General features: G+C 69.1%; 23 protein-coding genes and 1 pseudogene. 21 read left to right on the forward strand and 3 right to left on the reverse strand.

Going from position 1 to position 22,499, the window contains the following annotated elements; genetic code table 11:
* Positions 1 to 41: 41 nt before the first annotated feature.
* The 18 genes and pseudogenes from ACOTKD_RS07575 to ACOTKD_RS07660 all read left to right on the forward strand — a co-directional run bounded on the left by ACOTKD_RS07575 (position 42) and on the right by ACOTKD_RS07660 (position 18,305).
* Positions 42 to 377 (forward strand): hypothetical protein, encoded by a 336-nt coding sequence (locus ACOTKD_RS07575; RefSeq protein ID WP_424888096.1) that lies wholly within the window; start codon positions 42 to 44, stop codon positions 375 to 377.
* A gap of 45 nt (positions 378 to 422) precedes the next feature.
* Positions 423 to 5,249 (forward strand): hypothetical protein, encoded by a 4,827-nt coding sequence (locus tag ACOTKD_RS07580; protein WP_424888097.1) that lies wholly within the window; start codon positions 423 to 425, stop codon positions 5,247 to 5,249.
* Between the two features lie 50 nt (positions 5,250 to 5,299).
* On the forward strand, positions 5,300 to 6,874 hold the full coding sequence (locus ACOTKD_RS07585; RefSeq protein WP_424888098.1) for a hypothetical protein: 1,575 nt from the start codon (positions 5,300 to 5,302) through the stop codon (positions 6,872 to 6,874).
* Entirely contained in the window at positions 6,769 to 8,064 is a 1,296-nt protein-coding gene (locus tag ACOTKD_RS07590) for a siphovirus ReqiPepy6 Gp37-like family protein (protein WP_424888099.1), read from the forward strand. Before ACOTKD_RS07585 ends, ACOTKD_RS07590 begins: the two co-directional genes overlap by 106 nt.
* Positions 8,065 to 8,274: 210 nt before the next feature.
* A complete protein-coding gene (locus ACOTKD_RS07595) occupies positions 8,275 to 8,727 on the forward strand; it encodes a hypothetical protein (protein ID WP_424888100.1) in 453 nt (150 codons plus the stop codon).
* 79 nt (positions 8,728 to 8,806) lie between these two features.
* The gene (locus ACOTKD_RS07600) at positions 8,807 to 9,700 is read left to right on the forward strand and encodes a hypothetical protein (protein WP_424888101.1); all 894 of its coding nucleotides are present in this window, start codon (positions 8,807 to 8,809) and stop codon (positions 9,698 to 9,700) included.
* Between the two features lie 104 nt (positions 9,701 to 9,804).
* Positions 9,805 to 10,653 (forward strand): peptidoglycan-binding protein, encoded by an 849-nt coding sequence (locus tag ACOTKD_RS07605; protein WP_424888102.1) that lies wholly within the window; start codon positions 9,805 to 9,807, stop codon positions 10,651 to 10,653.
* 125 nt (positions 10,654 to 10,778) lie between these two features.
* Positions 10,779 to 11,141: pseudogene (locus ACOTKD_RS07610) on the forward strand (DNA cytosine methyltransferase); the annotation flags it as partial.
* Between the two features lie 636 nt (positions 11,142 to 11,777).
* Positions 11,778 to 11,966: a hypothetical protein gene (locus ACOTKD_RS07615; protein ID WP_424888413.1), complete on the forward strand. Its 189-nt coding sequence runs from the start codon at positions 11,778 to 11,780 to the stop codon at positions 11,964 to 11,966.
* Positions 11,967 to 11,996: 30 nt separating this feature from the next.
* The gene (locus ACOTKD_RS07620) at positions 11,997 to 12,251 is read left to right on the forward strand and encodes a hypothetical protein (protein WP_424888103.1); all 255 of its coding nucleotides are present in this window, start codon (positions 11,997 to 11,999) and stop codon (positions 12,249 to 12,251) included.
* Positions 12,248 to 12,514 (forward strand): hypothetical protein, encoded by a 267-nt coding sequence (locus ACOTKD_RS07625; RefSeq protein ID WP_424888104.1) that lies wholly within the window; start codon positions 12,248 to 12,250, stop codon positions 12,512 to 12,514. Before ACOTKD_RS07620 ends, ACOTKD_RS07625 begins: the two co-directional genes overlap by 4 nt.
* A gap of 130 nt (positions 12,515 to 12,644) precedes the next feature.
* Complete coding sequence (locus ACOTKD_RS07630) at positions 12,645 to 13,856, forward strand: helix-turn-helix domain-containing protein (protein ID WP_424888393.1); 1,212 nt, start codon at positions 12,645 to 12,647, stop codon at positions 13,854 to 13,856.
* Between the two features lie 93 nt (positions 13,857 to 13,949).
* On the forward strand, positions 13,950 to 14,417 hold the full coding sequence (locus ACOTKD_RS07635) for a hypothetical protein (protein ID WP_424888105.1): 468 nt from the start codon (positions 13,950 to 13,952) through the stop codon (positions 14,415 to 14,417).
* Between the two features lie 379 nt (positions 14,418 to 14,796).
* Positions 14,797 to 15,084 carry a hypothetical protein gene (locus ACOTKD_RS07640; protein WP_424888106.1) on the forward strand — a complete coding sequence of 96 codons (288 nt, stop codon included), beginning with the start codon at positions 14,797 to 14,799 and terminating at the stop codon, positions 15,082 to 15,084.
* A gap of 200 nt (positions 15,085 to 15,284) precedes the next feature.
* Entirely contained in the window at positions 15,285 to 15,659 is a 375-nt protein-coding gene (locus tag ACOTKD_RS07645; RefSeq protein WP_424888107.1) for a hypothetical protein, read from the forward strand.
* Between the two features lie 192 nt (positions 15,660 to 15,851).
* Entirely contained in the window at positions 15,852 to 16,013 is a 162-nt protein-coding gene (locus ACOTKD_RS07650; protein ID WP_311613370.1) for a hypothetical protein, read from the forward strand.
* A gap of 67 nt (positions 16,014 to 16,080) precedes the next feature.
* Positions 16,081 to 17,655 (forward strand): asparagine synthase, encoded by a 1,575-nt coding sequence (locus ACOTKD_RS07655; RefSeq protein ID WP_424888108.1) that lies wholly within the window; start codon positions 16,081 to 16,083, stop codon positions 17,653 to 17,655.
* Positions 17,656 to 17,756: 101 nt separating this feature from the next.
* A complete protein-coding gene (locus ACOTKD_RS07660; protein WP_424888109.1) occupies positions 17,757 to 18,305 on the forward strand; it encodes a GNAT family N-acetyltransferase in 549 nt (182 codons plus the stop codon).
* Between the two features lie 81 nt (positions 18,306 to 18,386).
* On the opposite strand, the gene ACOTKD_RS07665 is transcribed toward ACOTKD_RS07660, so the two are convergent.
* Positions 18,387 to 18,656 (reverse strand): GntR family transcriptional regulator, encoded by a 270-nt coding sequence (locus ACOTKD_RS07665; protein WP_367129885.1) that lies wholly within the window; start codon positions 18,654 to 18,656, stop codon positions 18,387 to 18,389.
* A 351-nt stretch (positions 18,657 to 19,007) separates the two neighbouring features.
* On the opposite strand from ACOTKD_RS07665, the gene ACOTKD_RS07670 reads away from it, so the two are divergent.
* Positions 19,008 to 19,244 carry a hypothetical protein gene (locus tag ACOTKD_RS07670; protein ID WP_424888110.1) on the forward strand — a complete coding sequence of 79 codons (237 nt, stop codon included), beginning with the start codon at positions 19,008 to 19,010 and terminating at the stop codon, positions 19,242 to 19,244.
* Positions 19,245 to 19,800: 556 nt separating this feature from the next.
* Here the strand turns inward: ACOTKD_RS07670 and ACOTKD_RS07675 are convergent.
* Positions 19,801 to 21,015 (reverse strand): cystathionine gamma-lyase, encoded by a 1,215-nt coding sequence (locus ACOTKD_RS07675; RefSeq protein WP_424888111.1) that lies wholly within the window; start codon positions 21,013 to 21,015, stop codon positions 19,801 to 19,803.
* Positions 21,016 to 21,077: 62 nt separating this feature from the next.
* The gene (locus tag ACOTKD_RS07680) at positions 21,078 to 21,458 is read right to left on the reverse strand and encodes a phage holin family protein (RefSeq protein WP_424888112.1); all 381 of its coding nucleotides are present in this window, start codon (positions 21,456 to 21,458) and stop codon (positions 21,078 to 21,080) included.
* Between the two features lie 102 nt (positions 21,459 to 21,560).
* Here ACOTKD_RS07680 and ACOTKD_RS07685 point away from each other — a divergent pair, with 102 nt between their 5' ends.
* Positions 21,561 to 21,878, forward strand: coding sequence for a cupin domain-containing protein (locus tag ACOTKD_RS07685; RefSeq protein WP_030366801.1), 318 nt, complete (start codon positions 21,561 to 21,563; stop codon positions 21,876 to 21,878).
* Between the two features lie 149 nt (positions 21,879 to 22,027).
* Positions 22,028 to 22,246, forward strand: a complete 219-nt coding sequence (locus ACOTKD_RS07690) for a DUF5326 family protein (RefSeq protein WP_424888113.1) — start codon at positions 22,028 to 22,030, stop codon at positions 22,244 to 22,246.
* Positions 22,247 to 22,499 lie beyond the last annotated feature (253 nt).

Below are 22,499 nucleotides of genomic sequence, written 5' to 3' on the forward strand. Positions count from 1 at the left end.
ACCTGCACCGGGGCCGTCTCACCTGGCGGCAGGTACGCGTGATGATCGAGCACCTCCCGCCCGAGGCAGCGACCATGACCGCCCTGCGCAACAACGCCCCGCCGGCCGACCTCGACGCGCAGGCCGAAGGCGCCGACCCGTCCCGGGGCCGCTGGTCCCAGACTGACCTGCTCCTCGCGCAGACCATCGACGCAGTCAACCGCCTCACGCACTACTACGCCCTGGTCAACACCAGCGGCGGCAAGAAGCCGGAGGCGCCCTCGCCGGTCCCGCGCCCCGGCGTCCCCCGCACCCGCGACCTCCGCCCGCGCATGAGCGATGCGGCGGCGCAGACGCTGTTGCAGATCATCAACGGCACTCCCGACCCGCCCGCGTAACGCTCGCCTGATCGGCGGCCACTCCCGCACGTAAGGAGGGCCGCCGTGGCAATCGTCGTCGGCTCCGTCGAGGTCCAGGTCATCCCCAACACCCGGGGAATCGGCCAGCGTTTGCGGACCGCGCTTGCCGAACCTGCCACGACCGCGGGGCAGGAGGCCGGGCGCCTGGCCGGGCAGGCGTTCACGCAGGCCATGACCGCCGGTGTCGGCGGCGGCGCGCAGATCGGCACCACCCTCGGCCGCGACATCGCCGCCGCCCTCGCCCCCGCGATCCGCAATGCCATCCCCGACGCCGTCCGGCAGGGCGGCACCCGGGCCCGCCAGCAGGCCACCCGCGAGGGCGAGCAGACGGGCGGCGCGTTCGCCCGGTCGCTGAAGACCCGGTTGGAGGCCGCGTTCCGGACGCTGCCGAAGATCACTATCGGCGCGGACACGGACGAGGCTGACGCCGACCTTCAGGCCCTGCGCGTGCGCATGGAGACCCTGGCCGGCAAGACGGTCGGGGTCGACATCGACGCGGAGGCCGCCCGCGCGGAAGCCGAGGCCCTGGAGGCCGAGCTTCTGCGCCTGGGCGCCGCGCACCCGGACGTGACGATCCGCGCGGACACCGCCGCTGCCCGCGCCCACCTCTCCGCGGTCCGCGAGGAGATCGACCGGATCACCGCCCGCCCCGGTGTCGTCCGCCTGGAGACCGACGGCAGTTTCGGCGGCCGTCTGCGGGCCCAGGTCCAGGCCGCGCAGGCCGCCCTGCCGGAGATCAACATCACGGCGGACACCGAACCCGCCCGCGCCCAGCTCGCCACGCTGCGCGCCCAGCTCACCACCCTTGCCACGGCCCGGATCGGCATCGATGTCGATGCCGGCGCGGCCATGGCGCAGATCGACGCCGTCCAGGCCCGCCTGGCCGTCCTGGCCGCCTCGGACGCGGACCTCGACGTCCGGGTGGATGCCGCGCAGGCATCCGCCGCCCTGGCCGCGGTCCGCGCGCAGGCCGACGCCCTCGACGGCAAGCGGATCGATTTCGACTTCTCCCCGGCCCTGCTGGGGACGCTGGGCCTTACCCTCGCCCTGGCCGGCCTCGCCACCGTCCCCGGCGCGGAAATCCTCGCCGGACAGGTCGCTGGCCTCGCCGCGGCCACCGTCGTTGCCGCCTCTGGCTTCGCCGTCCTCGGCGCCGTCGCCGCCCCGGCGATCATCGGGATCGCGCAGGCACTCCAGGCCAAGAAGGCGGCCGAGGACGCCGCCGCCGCGGCCACCGACAACGGGGCCCGCGCCGCCGCCCAGGCCACGCAGCGCGCCTTTCAGCAGGAAGGCGCCGTTCGCGCCCTGGCCACCGCGCAGCGCACCGCCGCCGAGCAGATCGCCGCCGCACAGCGGCAGGTAGCCCAGGCCGAAGACGGCGTCCGTCGCGCCGAACAGCAACTCGCACGCGCCCAGGACGACGAGCGGCGTGCGCAGCAGGAGCTGACCCGGGCCCGTGCCGACGCCGTCCGGCAGCTGGAGGACCTGAACAACCAGGTCACCGACTCCGCCCTGTCCGAGCGGGCGGCGACGCTGCGCCTGACGCAGGCCAAACAGGACCTGGAGAAGGTCCGGGCCGACCCCGCCGCAAGCCAGTTGGAGCGGGATCAAGCCCAGCTCACCTACGACCAGGCCGTCCAGGGCCTGAAGGAACAGTCCCTCGCGCACAAGCGTCTGGAGGCCGACGCCCGCCGGGCGAACGCGGCCGGCGTTGATGGCGCGGAGGGGGTGCGGCGCGCGCAGGACGCCGCCGCGCAGGCCCACGAGCGCGTCGCTGACCAGGCCCGCGCCGTTGTCGACGCGCAGGCCCGGGTAGCCGACGCCGTCCGCGGCGTGGCGCGGGCCCAGGCCGCGGCGGCCGACACGATCGCTGCCGCTGAGCGGCAGGTGGCCGCGGCCCACATGCAGACGGCCGACGCCACGTCGACGGCGGACACGGCCGCGCAGAAGTACCGCCGCGCCCTCGACGAGCTGTCGCCGGCCGCCCGCGCCACCTTCGACGCCGTCGTGGCGCTGAAGGAGGGATTCAAGGACTGGTCGGCGTCGCTTCAGCCGGAGGTGATGCCGCTTTTCACCCGCGGCCTCAACGGCGTGCGGGCATCCCTGCCCGCTTTCACGCCCTTGGTGCGCGAAGCAGCGGCCGGTACCCGGGAGTTGATGGATGCCACGGCGGCGGACTTCAAAACCCCTTTCTGGGATCGCTTCCGTGATGACCTGACGCACGCCATCCGGCCTGCCATCCGGAATACCGGGATCGCACTCGGGTACTTCTTCAAGGGCTTTGCGGGCGCGCTGGAAGCCGCCCTGCCACACACGGAGAGCTTCACTCAGCGCCTGGTCGATCAGGCGAAACGCTTCTCTGAGTGGGGCGACCGTCTCCGCGACTCACCCGGCTTCGCCGCCTTCCTCGCGCGAATTCGCCAGAACGGGCCGGTAGTTGGCGGAATTCTCCGGGATATCGGCACGACTTTGGGCAACGTCTGGACGGCCGTTCAGCCGATGTCTGGGGTCACGCTGCTCTTCGTCGGCGACCTCGCCCGCCTCGTCTCCCTGGTCCCGCCGGGCGTCCTGGAGGCCATCGGCGTTGCGCTGATCACCATCAGCCTCGGCCTGCGCGCCATCGCCGTTGCGGAATGGCTGGTCAACGCCGCCACGACGGCGATGGCGCTGCTCGTCCAGGCCACGCCTGTCGGCTGGACGATGGACGTGATCCTGCTGGTGATCGGCGCCCTCGTCGCCCTGGGCCTGGCCGTCGTCTACCTCTGGCAGCGGTTCTCATGGTTCCGCGACGGGGTGACGGCGTGCTGGGACGTCATCAAGGCGGCCTGCCTCCTCGCCTGGACCACGGTCATTCAGCCGGTGTTCGCGTGGATCGCGGGCATTGTCATGGACCGGGTGGTCCCGGCCTTCATGTGGCTGTGGAACTCCACGCTCTCCCCTTTTTTTGCCTGGATATCGGTCCAGTTTTCAACTATCTGGGCGGCGTACGTTCAGCCGGCGTTCTCCTGGCTCGCCGACTTCATCATGACGCGGGTCGTCCCGGCCGTCCTGTGGCTGTGGCAGGGCGCGGTTGTCCCCGCGTTCCAGATGATCGGGCAGATCGTCTTCGCGGTGTGGACCGGAGTGCTTCAGCCGGTCCTGTCGGCCCTGTGGTCGATCATCGCGAACACCCTCTTCCCGGTCGTCCGCGACTTCGCCCAGGCCGTTGTCTGGCCCATGTTCCAGCTCATCGGCCAGGTCATCAAAACCGTCTGGCTGGACGTGATTTGGCCGACCCTCCAGCTTTTCTGGTCGTTCATAAAGAACATCCTGTGGCCGGTCATCGTCCTTCTTTACGACGCCGTCGTGAAGCCCACCTTCGCGCTGATCGGTGCGGCGATCGTCGCCGCCTGGACCTACGTCATCCGGCCCGCGGTCGGCGCGTTCTCCTCCTTCCTGAAGGACATCCTCGGCCCCACGATCTCGTGGCTGTACTACAGCATCGTCAAGCCGGTGTGGCGCTTGATATCCGACGCCATCACGTGGGGGTGGCAGAACGGAATTCAGCCCGCGTTCGTCGCCCTGAAGGACGGAATCGGCGCAGTCTCCTCCGCCTTCGCGCACGCGAAGGACGGAATCGCGATTGCGTGGAAGAAAATCGAAGGGGCCACGAAAGACCCGGTCAACTTCGTGATCGGGACCGTATGGAACTCGGGCGTCCTTGACATCTGGAACACCCTGACCGGCTGGATTCCGGGCATCGGCGACAAGCTGAAAATGGAGAAACTCCCGTTGCTTGCCGCCGGCGGACCTCTGCCGGTCCGCCCCGGGGTTTTTAACCGCCCGACGGCCATCGTCGGCGAGGGAAACCCCCGCTACCCGGAATACGTCATCCCGACCGATCCCCGATACCGGGCACGTGCCCTCGGCCTCCTCCAAGCCGCCGGCACGCAGATGCTCGCCAAGGGCGGCATTCTCGGCTCGGCCCTCGACTGGGGCAAGGAATCCGCCGGTAAGGCGTGGGACTGGACGAGCGACAAGGCCACCAAGACGTGGCGCGGCGTCAAGGGTGCCGCCGACATGCTGGCCAACCCCGGCCAAGCCATGGATGCCCTGCTGAAGCCCGTCCTCGGAGACCTGGGCAGCCTGGACGCGGCGAAGTGGTCGCAGATGATCGGCGAGGTGTTCCGGACGCCGGTCATGGGCCTGAAGGACACCGTCACCGACTTCGTGAAGGGGTTCTTCTCCGCAGGCGGAAGCCCGCAGATGGGAGGTGACACTGGCGGTAGCGGGGTCACCCGCTGGACGCCGCAAGTGCTCCAGGCCCTGAGCATGCTCGGGCAGCCGGCGTCCTGGCTCGATACTGTCCTCCGCCGCATGAATGATGAATCGGGCGGAAACTCGAACATCGTCAATACCTGGGATATCAACTGGCAGGACGGCACTCCGTCTGTCGGTTTGATGCAGGTGATCGGGCCGACCTTCGATGCGTATGCGGGTCCTTTCCGGAATACGGGCCCTTTCCTGTACGGGACGTCCGTTAACCCGCTTGCCAATATCTATTCCGGCCTGAATTACGCCCTGCATAGATATGGGTCACTGTCCGCCCTGGACCGACCGGGCGGCTACGACTCCGGCGGCTACCTGCCCCCGGGCCTGTCCCTCGTCTACAACGGGCTAGGCCACCCCGAGCCCGTTTTCACACCCACCCAGTGGGACATGATCGCCGATTCAAAGGGCCTCAACACCCCGTCTGGGAACGGCACAACTGCCGGTGCGGCGCCGGTCATTCACCTGCACGCCGTACCCGGCATCCCCACGGAACAGCAGATCGTGTCCGCGCTGAAATTCGCGGACGCCCTGTACGCCTGACCAGCACGGCCCACGCGCCAACCACCCATGCGAGAAAGGGGGGTTGGCGCGTGAGCTTACTGGCCACGCTGAACTCACCGTCCGCCGTTGTCTCCGCCGGAATCCTCCCCGAATCAGAGCACGCGGGGGCCGACGCCCCACCCCGCGTCACTCTCACCACCGGCAGCGGCCAAGAGTTCCTTCTGACCGCGGACCTGTCCCACCAAGGGGCCTGTATCGCGATCCTCCCCGGCCCCACCGGCATGGACGCCCCGCCGGTACAGGCCACGGTCACGGAGTACGCGGGGATGGACGGCGGCCGTCTGGTCAAGACCCGCGCCGCCTCCCGCCGCATCCAACTCCCGCTGGTGCTGTGGGCGCCCACCCGCCCGGAACTCCTGGCGCTGAAGCGGCGCTTCGTCGCTGCCCTCGTCGCCGACCGGGGCCCGTGCGTGCTGCGGGTGGCGGAGGCCGACGGCACCGCCCGCAGCATCCGTGTCCACTACACCGCCGGCATGGAAGGCGACGAGGGCAGTGACAGCGCTGGCCTGACCTTCACCCGGTACGGGCTCCAGCTCACCGCCCCCGACCCCTATTGGTACGGCGACGAGCGAGCCGAGACCTTCCGCGTCCACGGAGCGCCCGCGTTCCTCTCCCACCCCGCCGGGTCCTGGACAGCGCTGCTGTCCGACACCATGAACAACCCCTCCGCCTGGACCTCCTCCGGCGCGGCCGGAACGGTCCTGACCGACCCCCGGGGCTCGGACGGCCAGTACACCCGCCTTGCCGCCGGTGTCCGGGCGGAGGCGACGACCGCGGTCCCCTACGACGGGACGAGCCTGTACCGGCTGAACGCCCGGGTCCGCCGCAGCAACAAGGCCGCTGCCGACGCGCAGACGTCCGTATCGGTCGGCCTGGCCGGCCTCACTGCCGTCGGTGCACCGGTGCATGGTGGGACCCGGTTCATCACCGCCGCCGGCCGCGCGCTCTTGGACGCCGACGGGTGGGTGGACGTCATCGGCTACGCCCGAGGGCGGGCGCTCGAGAACGCCTCCCCGGCCACCAGCAGCGTGGCCTACCCGGTGGAGTCCGGTCCCGGCACGATGCCCGTCGGCACGGCCACGGTGCGGCCGGTCGTCCAAGCCGACGGCACCCCGCTGGACGTCGACCACCTCACCCTGTCCCGCCTCGACCCCACGACCACCGGCGAGGCGCACATGAGCCCGTTCTTCCCGGTGCGGATCGCGCCGAGCGTGATCGGTGACGAGGGTCTGCCGGTCCAGGTCACCACCGACGTGGAGGCGTGGCCTGTATGGCGGATCACCGGCCCCCTCGGCCAGCAGGACGCAGGCCAGCCCGTCATCCCCCTCCGCCTGGCCAACCGCACCACCGGCCAGCAGCTCACGCTGTCCTACGGCATCCCCGTCGGCCGGACGGTCGTGATCGACACCCGCCCCGGCATCAAGGCCGTCCACCTGGAGAACCCCGACGGCACCCGCGGCGAAAACCTCTGGCCCTACCTCACGGGCCCGGCCTCCCTGTGGCAGCTCATCCCCGGGGAGAACCGCATCTCCCTCACCGCCACCGGCGCGTCGGAAGAGTCCGCGGTCACCCTGACCTATCAGCCACGACACCTCGGAGCCTGACCCTGCGGCGCTACCGCGTCGACGTCCGCGACGCGGCCCTCCGCCGCATAGGACAGATCGACTCCTACACCTCCCTGGACGTCATCGTCCGCCACCTCGACGTCGGCACCTGGACCCTCGTCCTCCCCGCCGACCACCCCCACGCCGGGCTCTTTGCCAGCGGCCACGGGGTGATGATCTGGTCCGACCACGCCCCCGAACCCCTGCTCACCGGCCCCTTGACCAGCATCCGTGACGACTGGTCAGCCACCAGCGGCGGCACACTGACCTTCTCCGGCGTCTGCGACAACACCGCACTCGCCGCCCGCCTCGCCTTCCCCGACCCCACCCGCGCCCCCGACACCGGCAACGGCCGCTACAGCGTCGACTACTGGACGGCCGCAGGCCCGGCCGGCGACATCATCAACCGCCTCGTTGCCGCCAACGCCGGACCGGCAGCCCTGCCCGGTCGGCGCGTCCTGGGCCTAGACCCCGGCCCGACCACCGGCCTCGGCGACGCCACGAAGGTCTCCCTGCGCTTCGACACCCTCCTGTCCGCGACGCAGACCCTCGCCACCACGGCCGACCTGGCCGTGCGGATCACCCAGCCCGACCCCACCACGCCCCGCCTCGCCCTCCAGATCGGCACCACCCGCGACCTACGCGGAGCGGTCCGCTTCTCAACCGACCTGGGCAACCTCGGCTCGTACTCCTACCAGCTCACCGCGCCCCGCACGACGCGCGCCGTCGTCGCCGCTCAGGGGCAGGGCAAGGACAGGTTCTTCTGGCAATGGGCCGCCCCCGATGCCGAAGCCGAGTGGGCCCGGGTGGGGGAGACGTTCGTAGACCAGCGCGACACCGCCATTCCGGAGCGACTGGACGACACCGACGAGCAGTTCCGGTCCCTGCGCACCTCGGCCACCAACGCCCTTCAGCAGGGTGGAGCGCAGGCCGAACTGTCCCTGGCGCCGGTCGACACCGAGCAGTGCCAGTACGGCCGCGACTACCGCACGGGCGACACGGTCACCGTCACCACCACCGCCGGCACAGACCTCGTCCACCCCGTCCGCGAGGTGCACCTGACGGACACCGTGGACGCCAGCTCCGTACAGGCCACCGTCGGCACCGAGGCCGCCACCCAAACCCCCGCCCTCTACACCCAGGTGCGGCAGCTTTGGCAAGCCGTTCACAAACTCAACACCCGGTACTGATGTTTTAAGCGCAAGCGGCGCACCTGTGGCATCTTGTTCGAAAAGGGTATTCGTGAAGAGGCGAACGTGGGCGCAAATTCATGCAATCGACTGGCAATCGTTTTTCTGGCACTTTCGTTCTATTGCTGCACTCCTGAGATTATCGGAAAGGATCGGTTGGGCAGGTGGGCAACGGCTGCCCGGTGCGGCTTGTATGACCTAGGTGCGTACGTGGTCGCCTTCGCGGGAGATTCGCGCAGCCAGCCCGCCACCCTCCGGGCGATGGCCCGTAAAGCGGCCCCGCCGTTGGCCTGGTTCACGCTTGCCTGTGCTTGCCTGGGTGGGTTGGGGTACCTGCTGTACCGAACGTTCCTGCTGCGAATTCATTTGAATTTGGACCTCTATCGGGAGAAGGTCGGGCTTTTCCACTTTGTCTGGGTGGGTACAGTTCTTGAGTGGATTCTGAACATCGCCCTGTTTCTGGCTTTTGTGACATTGTGCTTCGTGTTCATTGAGGGCGCCTTGTCGGCGTGCGTGATTCTGCTATTCGTGTCAACGAAATTGCTCCTCGCCCTCAAGACTCATGACCGGGTGCGAAAGCTGTTGCTCCTGACTGGTGCGGCCTTCCTTCGCTTCGCTCTAGCGCTGCAATTTTGGGCAACGTTTATTGAGGAACCTTCATAGAAAGGGCAATGTGGCTGAGTATTATTTCCCCTTCGATAGTGGCGCTGGCACGACTGTCACGAGCGAGCAGTGGTCACAGATGACGTCCATGTGGCAGACCGACGGCATCCGCGCCCCGCGCACCAGCGATCCCGCCGACCCCCTCGCCACCACGGCCACCGGCCAGGACATGACCGTCAACATCGCACCCGGTCACGCCACCGTTCAGGGCTTCCACTACTACTCCGACGCCGAGCGCCACGTGGTGATCGCCGCCAATGTCGGCACCCAGCCGCGCGTCGACCGGATCACTGTCCGCCTGACCCGCACCGGCCAGCGCATCTCCATCGCCTACCTCCAGGGCACCCCGGCAGCCCAGCCCCAGCCCCCCGCGCTCAGCCAGGGGCAGGACGGGGTCTTCGACGTCCCCTTGTGCCGGGTAGCCGTGGCCCCGCAGGCCGGCGCCATCGCCCCTCGGGACATCGTGGATGAGCGGGTGTACGCCCTGACCCAGAGCGTGTACGCCAATGCCGCCGCCCGCGCGGCATCCCCGGAACGGGCCGTCCCCGGAAAGCTCGCCTACCTCCAGGCCGAAGACCGCATGGAGATCTACACCAACGGCACCTGGACGCCCTTGTCGCCCGGTCCCTGGCAGCCCCTGCCCCTGCCCTCCGACGTCGCCGCGCACGGCGGTAACCCCAGATGGCGCCTGGTTAACGGCACGATCGAGTTGAGCGGGTCCGTAGAGCGCAAGGACGGCAAGGACTTCAACGTCGCTGACAGCTGGCTGCTGGCCGTCCTGCCGCCGGAGGCACGGCCGAAGTACATGCGTTCCTTCATCTGCGCCACCAGCTTCAACGCGGTCAAGAACAGCTCGATTCGCATCGACGTCACGTCCGGCACCGACCCCTACCCGGGCCAGCTACAAGCCCAGGTGCAGTCACCGGTGAAGTGGATCTATCTGGACAGCATCAGGTTCGCCATCGACGCCTGATCACCACCCGGTCGGCGTGAGCCGCCCTCATTGCCAACCTTTTTCCCCGCCCCGCGCCGTCACCCGGCCGGGGCTTTCTCTATGCCCCAACGGGAGCCATTTGCATGTCCCTTGCACTTGATGTGATCAATACCGCCCGCGATGAAGTCGGGTACCACGAAGGCCGTGAGGACGGTGACTGGAACAACATCCAGAAGTACGCGCCGGCCGTACCCGGCCTTGAGTGGGCCCAGGGTGAAGCTTGGTGCCACACGTTCGTGAGCTGGTGCTTCCAGGAGGCCGGTGCGGCAGACCTGGCCCCCGTCACGGCCTCGTGCTGGGAGGGCGTCCAGTGGTTCCAGGACCGCGACCGCTACACCGACTACCCCGTCATCGGCGGCATCGTCTACTTCGGCGCAGGCGGCGGCTCCCACACGGGCATTGTCGTCGCGTACACGGACGACGAAATCACCACCGTGGAAGGCAACACGAACTCGAACGGGTCCGCCGAGGGCGATGGTGTCTACCTGAAGACCCGCCTCCGCCGCAGCTCCTACATTCACGGCTACGGGATTCCCGACTACCCCGAGGGCGTCGTCCTGGCCGACCCGGATTGGCGAGGTCGGTCCGGCATCACGTTCTTCGGCCACGAGGCCAGTACGGACGACATCCCGGCCGGCGAGGACGGGGCCGAGCACGGGCGGGACCGCGGGGCCAGTGAGTTCGAGCCGTTCCCCGGTGAGCAGTGGTTCCGCGACGCACCCGACTCGCCGATCATCACCGCCATGGGCCGCCGCCTCGTCGAAGAGGGCTGCTCCGCCTACCGCGAGGGCCCCGGGCCGCAGTGGACGTCCGCCGACCGCGCAAGCTTCCAGAAGTGGCAGCGCAAGCTGGGCGACGCGCCGCACGAGTGTGACGGTTGGCCCGGCCCGCTCCAGTGGGCCGCGCTGAAGGTCCCGCGCACTACCGCGTGACCACCGGCGTTCTGACCCAGCCCCTTCTGGCCTCCCCGCACCGGAGCGGGGGCCCCACGGAGGGGTCGGCAGACGGGCAGGCGCTGCGGATCGGTTCTCTGTGCTCCGGATACGGCGGCCTCGACATGGCCGTGCAGGCCGTATTCGGCGGCACGGTCACGTGGGTTGCAGACCCCGACCCTGGCCCCGCCCGCATCCTCGCTCACCACTACCCCGACGTTCCCAACCTCGGCGACATCACGGCTACTGACTGGACCGGTGTCGAACCGGTCGACGTGCTCCTGGGCGGATACCCCTGCCAGCCTTTCAGCACTGCCGGCCAGCGGAAAGGAGTGAACGATCCCCGGCACATCTGGCCTCACATCGCCGCCGCCCTTGGCGTTCTACGACCCCGACTTGGGGTGTTTGAAAACGTCGCAGCTCACGTTGGCGTGGGCTACGGCAACGTCCTCGCCGATCTTGCCCGCATCGGGTTCGATGCGGAGTGGACTTGTCTACGTGCGTCCGACGTGGGTGCCCCCCACCAGAGAAACCGCCTCTTCCTCCTCACCTGGCCGACCGACCCAGGCCATCCGCCAAGGCCCGGCAACAGGTCAGACCACGTTGGACCGCCTGCCCGCCGCCGGCGGCACGCTGACCGGTCCGGCTGCACCGATCCGGCCGGGCGGACGTCAGCCGCGCTGTCCGACCGCCGCCGCCCTGCTCTTGCCCACCCCCTCAGCCTCCGAAGCGGCCGGGGCGGGACACCAGGGACGGGCCGGGGGCATGAACCTGCGCACCGCCATCGACCTGCTCCCCACCCCCAGAGCGTCACCGAACGAGGACCGGCAGACGCGCCGCACCCCGTCACAGGAAGCCGGGACACACGGCCGATCCCTGGCCGCGGAGGTCTGCACCGTGGCCGGCCTTGCCACACCGCCCCACGCCAGGAATCGCACCACCACCTCGTCGGGCACGCGGATCGGCAGGCGGCACGCGGCGCAGATGCGCCAGACCCCGCTTCCGTGCTCGCGCCGGAAGAAATCTGGGGACCGTATGCCGGGGCCGTGGCCCGATGGGCCCCTGTCATCGGCCGTACCGCTCCCCGTCCAACCGACGCTATGGGACGCCTGAACCCTGGCCTAGTGGAATGGATGATGGGCCTTCCTCCCGGTCATGTCACTGCCGTTCCCGGACTGTCCCGGGCCGCCCAGCTCAAGGCCCTTGGCAATGGCGTTGTGCCGCTTCAGGCCGCGACGGCCATCGAACACCTTGCGCAACGCGCCCGCGCCCGCGGCGCACCCATTCCCGCGCTGATCGACAACGACCCCTGACCCCTGCCCCCAGAGAAAGACCCACGACGTATGACCGACGCCACCCGTCGCACCATCCGCACGACCGTTCAGACCGCGATCACCCTTGCCGCGCTCCTGCCGGTGATCGTTGATGCCGCAGGTATCCCTGCGACCCTGCCGTGGGCGGCCGGCGCCCTCGCCGTCGCCGCCGGCCTTACCCGGATCATGGCCATCCCCGGCGTTCAGGCCCTCCTGCCCATGTGGCTCCGCACCGCCCACCCTGACGACCAGCTCCCCGCCGTCGACCGCGGGGGCAGCGCGTGACCGACCCGAACCCGGCCGACACGGGCGCCGTAGCCCTGGAGCTCGAACGGCTCCGCGCCACCGTCGAGGTTGGTTTCGCCCGCGTCGACGGCGCCCTCGGCCTACTCGTTCAGCGCTCCGACCAGAGCGAACGGAAGCTCGACGACCACGACACCCGCCTCGCCGCCCTCGAACGGAACCGATGGCCACTGCCCAGCCTCGCGGCCCTCGTCGCCGTGCTCGGCCTCGCCGTAGCCCTCTGGCAGGCCGCCACCGGCCACTGATACAGCCCCCGTACCGGTCCAACCGGTACGGGGGTCTTTCGTCGTTGACGCTGGAACCGTGCGGAGCAGGCGCGGGCCTACCATCGGAATTGACGCGCCGCAGAGTTCTAGCTGACTCCCCGAGGTGAACGTGAGTAACTGGGCCGATCTGACAAACGGTAAGCGGATCAAGCACCTTCGGGGCTCCGATCTGACTCAACAGGGGCTGGCCGAGGCGGCCGGCGTCTCTCTCGCCCTTGTGCAGAAGGCGGAGCAGGACCGCGGTGAACTATCCGTTGGGTCCCTGCTGAAACTCGCCAGCGCACTCAACACGGATGTGGGCGTGATCCTCGGACAGCAGGCACCCCGCCGCGGTATGAATCGCAGCGACCGCGCCGCGCTCCGGCAACTGTCGGACGCGGTGCACGACAGCGCCCTCGGTGAGTGGGAGGGGATCGATGATCCGAGTTCGGTCGCCGCGCTGGGTAAGGCGCGTGACCTCGCATGGGCTGCATTCTGGAAAAGCGACACAGCGGGTGTCAGCAGTATGGCTTCCAAAGTCCTCATGGAGGGGCACGTCAGGTACGACAGTGCTACCGGCACGGAACGAGAGCAGCTCGGGCTCATCCTGGCCAGCACGTACCGCGTAGCCGCATCGTGCGCTAACGGGTTCGGTCTGCGGGACCTGGCGCTGAGCGCGCTCACGTCGGCGAAACTGCGCGCTCAGGAAGTCGACGACCCCATTATGTTGGCGCTCCTCGAATCCACACTGTCTTGGATCTACCTGCGTGGGGCCAAGACTCCCCGGGCGGTTGCCGTTGCCGAGCGGGCCGCGCTGGCGATTGAGCCGTCCTTCCGAAAGGCGTCCAGGCCGCAACTGCTTGCCTACGGGCGCCTGATGATCTCGGCCGCCGTGGCGGCATCACGCCGGGAGGACGAGGCAGCGGCTGACGATTACATCTCGCAGGCCCACGCCGCAGCCGCGCGACTCGGCCGTGATGAGAAGCTGTACGGGACCGCGTTCGGCCCAACAGCGGCGAAGACGGAAGCTGTTGGGATTCACGTAGCCCTCAAGAACTACGGGCGCGCTCTTAAGTTGGCCAACGAGCGTGACATGGCTGATATCCCCCGGCAGATGTCCAAGGTCGCGAGGAACCGGTACAAGCTCGACGTGGCCCTCGCTCAGTGCGCCGCCGGCCTTCATGACCAGGCAGCCAGCACGTTGATCGAGGTGGGTCTCGACGCCCCCGAATGGGTTCGGCATCAGGCCCTGCCTGGCGTCATCGGCCAACGCATCGCGAAGGTCTCCACGGCCAAGGTCCGTCACATCAGCGAGGTTATTGGGGTGCCCTTGATCACGTGAGTCATACGGAGCGTACGAGTCGTCACTGACGATCTAGCAAGGTCGTACGCTCCGTCACTTCTGCTCGGTGTCCTGAGCGAGCACGATTCCCGCATGGTCAGCAACCAGAGGACCGAACCCCAGCAGCACCCGCCGGACGCGCGCCGGACGGAAGGCGATCGTCAACGACGGCGCGCACTGGCAGACGCGGCAGCGGGCCTTACGCCGAAGATCGGACGTTTCCGCTGCGTCATCTACCTCTCCGGTGTCGAGGGTGTTGACGTCGAGCTACATCGCCAGGGGTGCCTGGAGACCGCCGACGTCCTCGGATGGGACGTTGCCGCGCTGATCGTGGAGAGCGATCGTCGCGCCGTTCCGCCGTGGGAACGCGAAGGGCTGGCTTCCGTGCTCGGTCACCTCCGCCGCGGAGAAGCCGGCGCGATCCTGACCGCCTGGCGCTCGATGATCTCGACGTCGCTTGACGAGTACAAGCAGACCCTCCGCGAGATCGAAGAGGACGGCGGGTTCGTATACGCGAAGCGGCTCACCGGCCCGGAGGAAGCGAACGGGGAGGCGTGGTGATCCCCGGAGCGAGCAAGGCGCGGGCCGTCCTCGCCCGGGTTGCCGCCCGCGGGGCCGATGGCGTCCTCGTGGTGCGCCGGGACCTGGGGGAGTCGGCAGACAGTCCGGAAGTGATCTCCCTGCCGCACTCGTCCGGACCGTCCGGCATCGCTGTCGGCACGGAAGTGGATGAGTGCCCGGACGGCAGCCCCTTGATCACCAATTGGGAGGCGGCACGCCGTGGCCGGAGGTAGACCGCGCGTCCTCAGGGTCACGGCCGCTGGGTGCCCCACCTGCGGCAAGATCCGCACTGTTCAGCACGAGGCCGCCCTTCAGGGGGACGTGGCCAAGGTCCAGAAGGTCACCGTCGTCCGCACCTACCACGAGAGGCAGGTGCACCATGGGTGATGCCGAGAAGCTCTTCGCCGCCGGCGAGCAGCGCCCGACGTTCGTGGTATCCCGAGGCGGCACCGTGAAGTGGTCCTTGGAGATCGGCGACTTGGTCACCGACACGACACGCGACCGCATCGGCAGGGTCGTCCGCTGGGACGGTGACGTCGTGAGCATCGCTCCGTTGGGCGGTGGGGAGCCGTGGCAGACCGCTACCTATCGTCCCGCTAACGACAAAGACCGACTCAGGGCCCGCGTCGCGGTGATCAATCGAGAACGCCGGTGGCGCCCGTGGTGACCCGCACCAGAATCCGACACGTGCAGTGCAAGATCACCACACGCCCGAACACCGTGACCTACGGCGCTGACTGCCTCGGCTGCACATGGAAAGTCAGAGGGAAAGGGTCGGCTGAGCCCGTGCACGACGCGTGCGTGGAGCATGGCGGCGGCAAGTCTGGACACGTGCAGTTCCGCATCCGGGTCCAGGGGATTTCCTACGTGCTCCGTCAGCCCCTGGGCATCCGCGAGCGGGCGCAGCTGCCGAAGATCCAGGTTCCCGCGGCCGTCAGTGACCGGAACGACCTCGGCGGTAGTCATCGGGACCCCGTGGAGACGGACAGTAATGCGGATCAAGCCGCCTACGCGATCACCGTGCATCCGGAGACCGTGACGTACAGCGCGGACTGCCTGGGCTGTGCATGGAAGATCAGGGGAGCAGAGGCGCCTGAACCCATGCAGGACGCCTGCATGGCGCACGCTGCCCAGGACTGGCACGAGGAGTTCCGCACGGTCGTGGAGGGCTTCGCCTACGTGCTCTCGAACGGCCGCGACGCCCCCGAGGGAGCCGTTCGCGGCAGGGCCGGGCCCACCTAGAGCCGCCTGCCCCTCCACCGGATGCCGGGCGATCCCCCCGATGCGTCCGCCTGGTGAAGGGGCGGGCCCCAAGACGCCCGTCCGGCCGATCCTGGGGAGTTTCGGCCGGGCGGGTGCACCACCCGCACCACCCGCACCACCGCACGACGGTACGGGGACGTTCCCCGTACCGCATCGCGTAGGAGGAGCACAGTGGACGAATTCCTGCCCCCGCCGAAGCGGGTGCGACACGCCGAAAAACTCTTCACGACCAAGGTGCAGCGACGGGTCCAGTCGCCGGCCGAGACCCACGAGTACAAGAAGGAATCGGGCTCGTCCGACGGCGCCATGACCTACGACACCACCAAGGTGTGACCACCACACCCTGATCGCTCCCGGGGCACGGCCCCTTCGGTCGTGCCCCGGACCGTCTGGAGGCATCGTGATCAAGCTGCGTCTTACCCCCTACAGCGCCGACACCGGCTGGTCCTGGACCGGCGACCGGTACACCACCGCCGACCGTTCCAGCGAGGTCATCCCCTACGCCCACCCCATGGTGGAACAGCTCGCTGTCAGCGACGGACACCGCACCCTGCTCGTCGTCCGCGAGCGAGTGGCGGGCCGCCCCTCCTGCACCCCCGCGCCCCGCACCGTCAGCCCCAGCGAGTACGACACGTTACGGTGCCTGGCCGAGCAATGGCCGGCGGACTACGTGCTGGTGGAGACCACGCCGCAGGAACCGGCACGGGTCACTGCCGGCGCGTGCAGGACGACACCGCTCTACCTGGCCCACGACGACACCAGCCTTCACGGGTCCTGGGACATGGCCGACCTGCGCGACCACATCACCGGACTGAACTCCCGCGAGGTCGCGCGGCTGCTGATCTACCGGCCCCGGTACAGCAGCGACACCCCGTTCCGCGGAATCCACCGGCTCACCGAACGGGCCACCGCCCACTATGGCGGACACCTCGTCCTGCGCTACCCCGCGCCCGCCCTGCACAGCGGCCCCCGCGAACTCGCCCCGGACGCCGACGTCCTGGCCGCCTTCGTCGCGACCATGGACGACGCCATGGACCTGCGCCCACTGGACCCCTCCAAGACCGTCTTCCACCTGACAGGGGGATTCGACTCCGGCACCCTGGCAACCCGCGCTGCCGAACGCTTCCCCGGCCAACTGAACACCTCTGCACTCCTGATCGGCGGCCCCGGCCGGGCACAGCAGATCCGCCGGCGCAAGGAGATGCGCGCCGCTGTTCCCTTCGCCGCCCGGGACGACCTGATCGACGCTATGAGGGACACCCCCCTCCACCCCGACTGTGACCGGGTCCGCGGTGCCCTCATCAGTCCCTACGAGGAGCCACTTCACCACCCGTTCACCCGCATGACCAAGGCCCTGGCCGCGGCCGGCGCCCACACCGTGGTCACCGGACTCTGCGGTGATGAAATGGTGGCCCTGTCGCAGGAGGAGTACCCCCACAAAGCCATGGGCGATCTGAAGGACGTCCACCTTCTCCCGTGGATCGGCGAGCGCGCGGCAGCGGCCCTTGAGTTCGCGGACGACGGAATCGCCCCGCCGGCCATCGTCAACTCCATGAGCCTGCTCTCTCTGGAGACCACCGCCCCAGTCCTCCTACGCGAAGGGATCTGGCCCGTCCACCCGTTCGCCGACCCCGACATGGTCCAACTCGGCGAGTGGCTGCCGATGGACTGGCGCGAACTCAAACAGCTCCAGCGCCGCCGACTCGCCGCACTCGGGCTCAGCGAAGACGTCACCCAACCCGCAGAGCGCGAGTCCTTCGCCGAAGTCGTCCAGCACGCCCTGACAACGCACGGCCGCCCGCTCTTCGCCCGCATGCTGCACGAAGGATCGCCGCTCTTCGACCACGGGCTCGTCAAGCCCGACGGCCTCCGAAAGGCCGTGCGCCGACTCAGCGAAGGGACGTACCGCGAGGACGGTGACGCGCAGCTCCTTCAGGTCATCGACCTCCACCTCGCCACCCGCGCGTTCCTGTAATCCCCACGGGGGTTCCGCCGTCCGCCCAGACCGGAACCCCCCACACGCAACACCTGACCGTGGGAGGCTGCCACAGCCCCTCGGAGATGCGGAGGTCACAGATGTTCACCATGCGCCTGGCCACGGCGGCCGACATTCCCGGAGTCGCGGCCCTGATCCGGTCCCGCTCCACGTGGCTGGAGGAACGCGGCATGCCGACCTGGCGTGACAGCGCCGACAACCTGGCCGCCCAGGCCGAGAACTCCCACGGCGGCATGTGGGTGCTGGAGGAGGACGCCTCCCGGATCGTCGGCTGCACCACCGTGCAGGACCAGACCCCGCCCTGGGGGTGGACGCCCGAAGAACTTGCCGAGCCCGCCCACTACCTCTTCACAACGGTGACCGATCCGGCATACCGCGATCAGAAGCCCGGAACCCTGATCGCCCTGTGGGCCGTGGACCACGCCGCTCGCGAAGGCAAAGAGTGGGTTCGGCGCGGCTGCATGTTCCCCGGCCTGGTCCGCTACTACGAGACCCAAGGGTTCGCCCTGCTGCACGAGGTCCAGCGCACCCACAACCGCATCTACCTCATGGCACGCCGCGCCGAACGCCTGTCTGAGCTGGACGCGCTGTTCAAGGACCCGACCGGCACACTCGCCGACCGCATCTGAGCCAACGGCTCCGGCATCTGGGCTCGGCTGCTGGCCGAGCCCAGATGCAGCCGTCTGTCCCAGGGCGCACCGGGTCTCCGGTCACGCCGTTCCATGCTCCTTCTCACCCGCAACGTACGTCCCCCTTTGCGGGACAACGAAGAGGACGCCCTCTTCCACCAAGGCGGCGATGGCCCGGCGGATCGTGGGGCGTGAGAGTTCGTACTCTTCGGTCAATCGCGCCTCAGACGGGATAGGTCGCCGGGGCTTCCAGTCCCCGCGCTGGATGCGCGCCTTGAGAATGCCCGTGAGCTGCTGAAACGGCGGCTCGGGCGCGTCCCGAATGATCTTGGCGTCCGGCTCGTAACCCATACGGCAAACCGTAGCGACGCCCTATCGGCAAGTCACAAAGGGGCACGTCAGGGGACGACGCCTTACGTGCCTTTACCAGTCTTTACGTCGCTTGACGTTAAGGTCTATCGTCTCCAACAAGAACGCCCCGACACAGCCGGTCCTAAGCGGCGTGCCGGGGCTAGCCGACAGCTTTCGAGGAGCTGAACGACCTTGCGCGACTCTATCGCCCGTTTCTTAGCGTGGGCCCTGCGTCTACTGCTGCCCGCTGGAAAACACCGGGCCGTTTGCCGTGACACTGCCAGGACCCGGCCGCCGGCCGTCCCCGTCAAGGCCCTCCGCCCGCCGCACTCCGCCCTGACGCAGGGGTCCGTGGTCATCTGCGCGCCCCGGACCCCCATCCCGGTCCACGTCCTCACCAGGACCATGCCCCTTCCCCCGAGCACGCGCCCGCTCGTCCCCCTCTACATGCAGCACTGGCAAAAGGAGCTGGAGAAGCGGGAGCGACAGCGGCAACGATGCGTGGCCCTCGTGGCCGGCGTCATGGGCTACGACTACGAGTACACCTACGACGGAGCCCACCCGTACCCGGCGGCGGTGACCGCATGAACATCTACGACGAACTGTTTCCCGAGGTCCCGGCGAACCGCCCGGCTCACTGCTGCAATTGCGGTAGAGGGACTGTGGCCCCCGTGACCGTCGCCTACATCCAGGGCACAAGTGGACCCGGGTACGCCCGGGTTGCGTGCCCCGACTGCGCCCCGAAGATCGCGCCCATGGGCGTCACAGGTCCACGCTGATCTGATCGCAGGGCAGGAACCCGCCCCGTCCGGCCGTCGTGCCGGGCGGGGCGCTGTCTTGTTTGCCCACGAGGCGGGGCCAGTTGACTCGGCCGATGACCGCCGCCGTAACGGCCGTCACCTCGGCCCATCCGGGGGTGCGGCCTTCACACGGGGAAGGGCAGACAGCAGGACGCCCCCCGGCTCGGACCTGCGGAGCGGGGGGCGAAGAGGGTCCTCCCCGTGGGGAGAATCTGGGGAGAACGGGGGAGCGTTTGGGGAGCGCGAGCCCCCAAAACGCAGCGATGCGGGAAACGCTCTGAAACGCACAAAGGTGCAGGTCAGGGGCCTTGAGAGCCTCATTCCCCCAGGTCAGTCAGGGGGAGCTAGGTTCTTGAGGGGGGAGACTCGAGCCGTCCTTGTGGACGGGTCGTCCCGTCCACGTCTGTTTGGTCCGGCACCGCCTCGTCCAGTACCGCCTCGTCCAGCGCGGCGAGCACGTCCGCGACGAGGTCCTCGGTGTCCTCGACGCCCACCGAGAAGCGGATGAACCCCTCCGGCACGGCGTCGCCGCCCCACCGCCCGCGCCGCTCGGCCGTCGACCGGACGCCGCCGAAGCTGGTCGCTTCGTCGACGAGTCGCAGGGCGGTCAGGAAGCGTTCGGCGTGCGCCCGGCCGGGCAGGACGAACGAGACCACGCATCCGAAGCGGCCGCCGCGCATCTGCCGCAGGGCGAGCGCGTGGGCGGGGTCGGTGGGCAGCCCGGGGTGGCGCAGGCCGGTCACTTCGGGCCGGTCGCGCAGGGCTTCGGCGAGTGCGAGCGCTGTGGCCGCCTGCCGGTCCACGCGCAGGTGCAGCGTCGCCAGGGAGCGGTGGGCCAGCCAGGCCTCCATGGGGCCGGGGATCGCGCCCGCGACCTTGCGCCAGTCCCGTACGGCCGCGGTGAGCCGTGGGTCGCGTGCGGCCACGTACCCCAGGAGCAGATCCCCATGGCCGGTGAGGGCCTTGGTGCCGCTGGCCACGGAGAAGTCGGCGCCCAGTTCGAGGGGGCGCTGGCCGAGCGGCGTGGGGAGGGTGTTGTCGACGGCGACGAGCGCGCCGTGGCGGTGGGCGGCGTCGGCGAGGCGGCGGATGTCGCACACGTCGAGGCCGGGGTTGGAGGGCGATTCGAGCCACAGCAGCCGTGCCCCCTCCAGCGCGGCGAGCTGGGCGTCCCCGGCGGTCGGGGCGGTGCGCACGGCGACGCCGAACGCCTCCAGGCGGTCGCGCAGCGCGGGCAGCAGCTGGTAGCCGTCCGAGGGCAGGACCGCCGTGTCGCCGGGCCGCAGCTGGGAGAGGAGCACGGCGGAGATCGCGGCCATCCCGGAGGGGAAGGTGACCGCCTCCGCCGCCGGGCCGGGGCCGTCGGGGGTCTCCAGCACGGCGATGGCGCTCTCCAGGGCGGCCCAGGTGGGGTTGGCCTCGCGGCCGTACGTGTACGGGCCGGAGACCTCGCCCGGGAGGTGGTAGTGGGCGGCGAAGGCCGGGCCGGGGAGCGCGGGCTCGTTCGCCCGCGGTTCCGGCAGGCCCGCTCGTACGGCCCGGGTGCCGTCGCCTGTCATCGGCTGCTCCTTCGTCCTCGCCCGTCCGGTCATCCTTGTACGTCCCGTCGTCCGGCGCCGGTTCAGTCCTTCTCGTCCGGCAGGATCACGTGCATCGCCCACGCCACGACCGAGATGATCACGCCGCCGACCAGGGCGTTCCAGAACCCGTCGACATGGAAGGCGAGCCCCAGTTCCTTGGCGATCCACGAGGTCAGCAGCAGCATCAGCGCGTTGATCACCAGCGTGATGAGGCCGAGGGTGAGGATGAACAGCGGGAACGAGAGCAGCTTCACCACCGGCTTGACGATGAAGTTGACCACGCCGAAGACGAGCGCGACGAGGATCAGCGTGAGCACCTTGCGCACGGTGTTCTCACCGGAGAGCGTGATGCCCTTGAGCAGCCAGATGGCGACCGCCAGGGCCGCCGCGTTGGCGATCGTCTTGACTACGAAATTCTTCATGGTGAGATCGTTGCAGACGCGCCCGCCCGGCGCGGATCAGCACGGTCGGAGGCCGGCGCACGGACCGGTCACGGACGAGGAGCGGCAAGAGGTGGACGGTAGATGAAGGCCTTCCGGCTGGATGAACTGGAGGGTGAGCGCCTCGCGAACGACGGTGCGTACCTGCAGTTCCTGCGCGAGCGGAACATGTCGGTCGGGCTGTACGCGCTCGACGCGGGGCAGATGGACCCGCAGACCCCGCACGCCCAGGACGAGGTGTACGTGGTGATGAGCGGCCGGGCGTCGATCACCGTGGGGGAGGAGACGACGCAGGTGGGGCGGGGGAGCGTGGTGTACGTCCCGGCCGGGGTCACCCACCGCTTCCACCACATCAGCGAGCCTCTGAGGGTTCTGGTGGTCTTCTCTCCGCCTGAGAGCTGAGGGTTCGCCCCGGGAACCCGTAGGGGGACGCTCAGGGGTCGACGGGGGCTGCGGAAGCCCCGTCCGGACCCCTGTCCGTCCTAGCATCGAAGCAAGGCCGGAGCAGCAGGGCTCCAGGACCACGAAGCGGAAAGCAGGGGACGAACGACATGGCCGAGAAGGGGATTTTCGCAGGACTGCCCTGGTGGGTGAAGTGGATCGCCGTGCCGGCGCTCGTCCTCGTGGTGTTCGGCGGTCTGATCATGACCGTGCTGGGCTTCGTCATAGCGCTGGTCTTCAAGGCCCTGCTGCTGGTCGCGCTCATCGGCGGGCTGATCTTCATCGTCAAGAAGTTCACGTCGTCGTCCTCGTCGAAGAGCGACTGGTAGCCGCCGGCCGTCGAGCGCCGGCCGCGGGCCGTCACGGGCGCTCGTCGTGGGCCCGCGGGCCCTCTGGGAGCTCGTCCTTCCGGTCGCCGCCCGGACCGGTGTTGACGGCTCTGGCAATTTCTCTGCCCTGAATCCCCCGGAACGACTCCGCCCCGTAGTCGAGTCGCTACGCTCCAGAGTCATAGAGCTCGTAAGCTCAGTCTCGGTCTCTATCGGTAGCTGAAGAATCACTCCTCGTGATCCGTGGATGCCG

This window comes from Streptomyces sp. XH2, from assembly GCF_049725035.1.
In the GTDB taxonomy this organism is placed as follows: domain Bacteria; phylum Actinomycetota; class Actinomycetes; order Streptomycetales; family Streptomycetaceae; genus Streptomyces; species Streptomyces roseoverticillatus.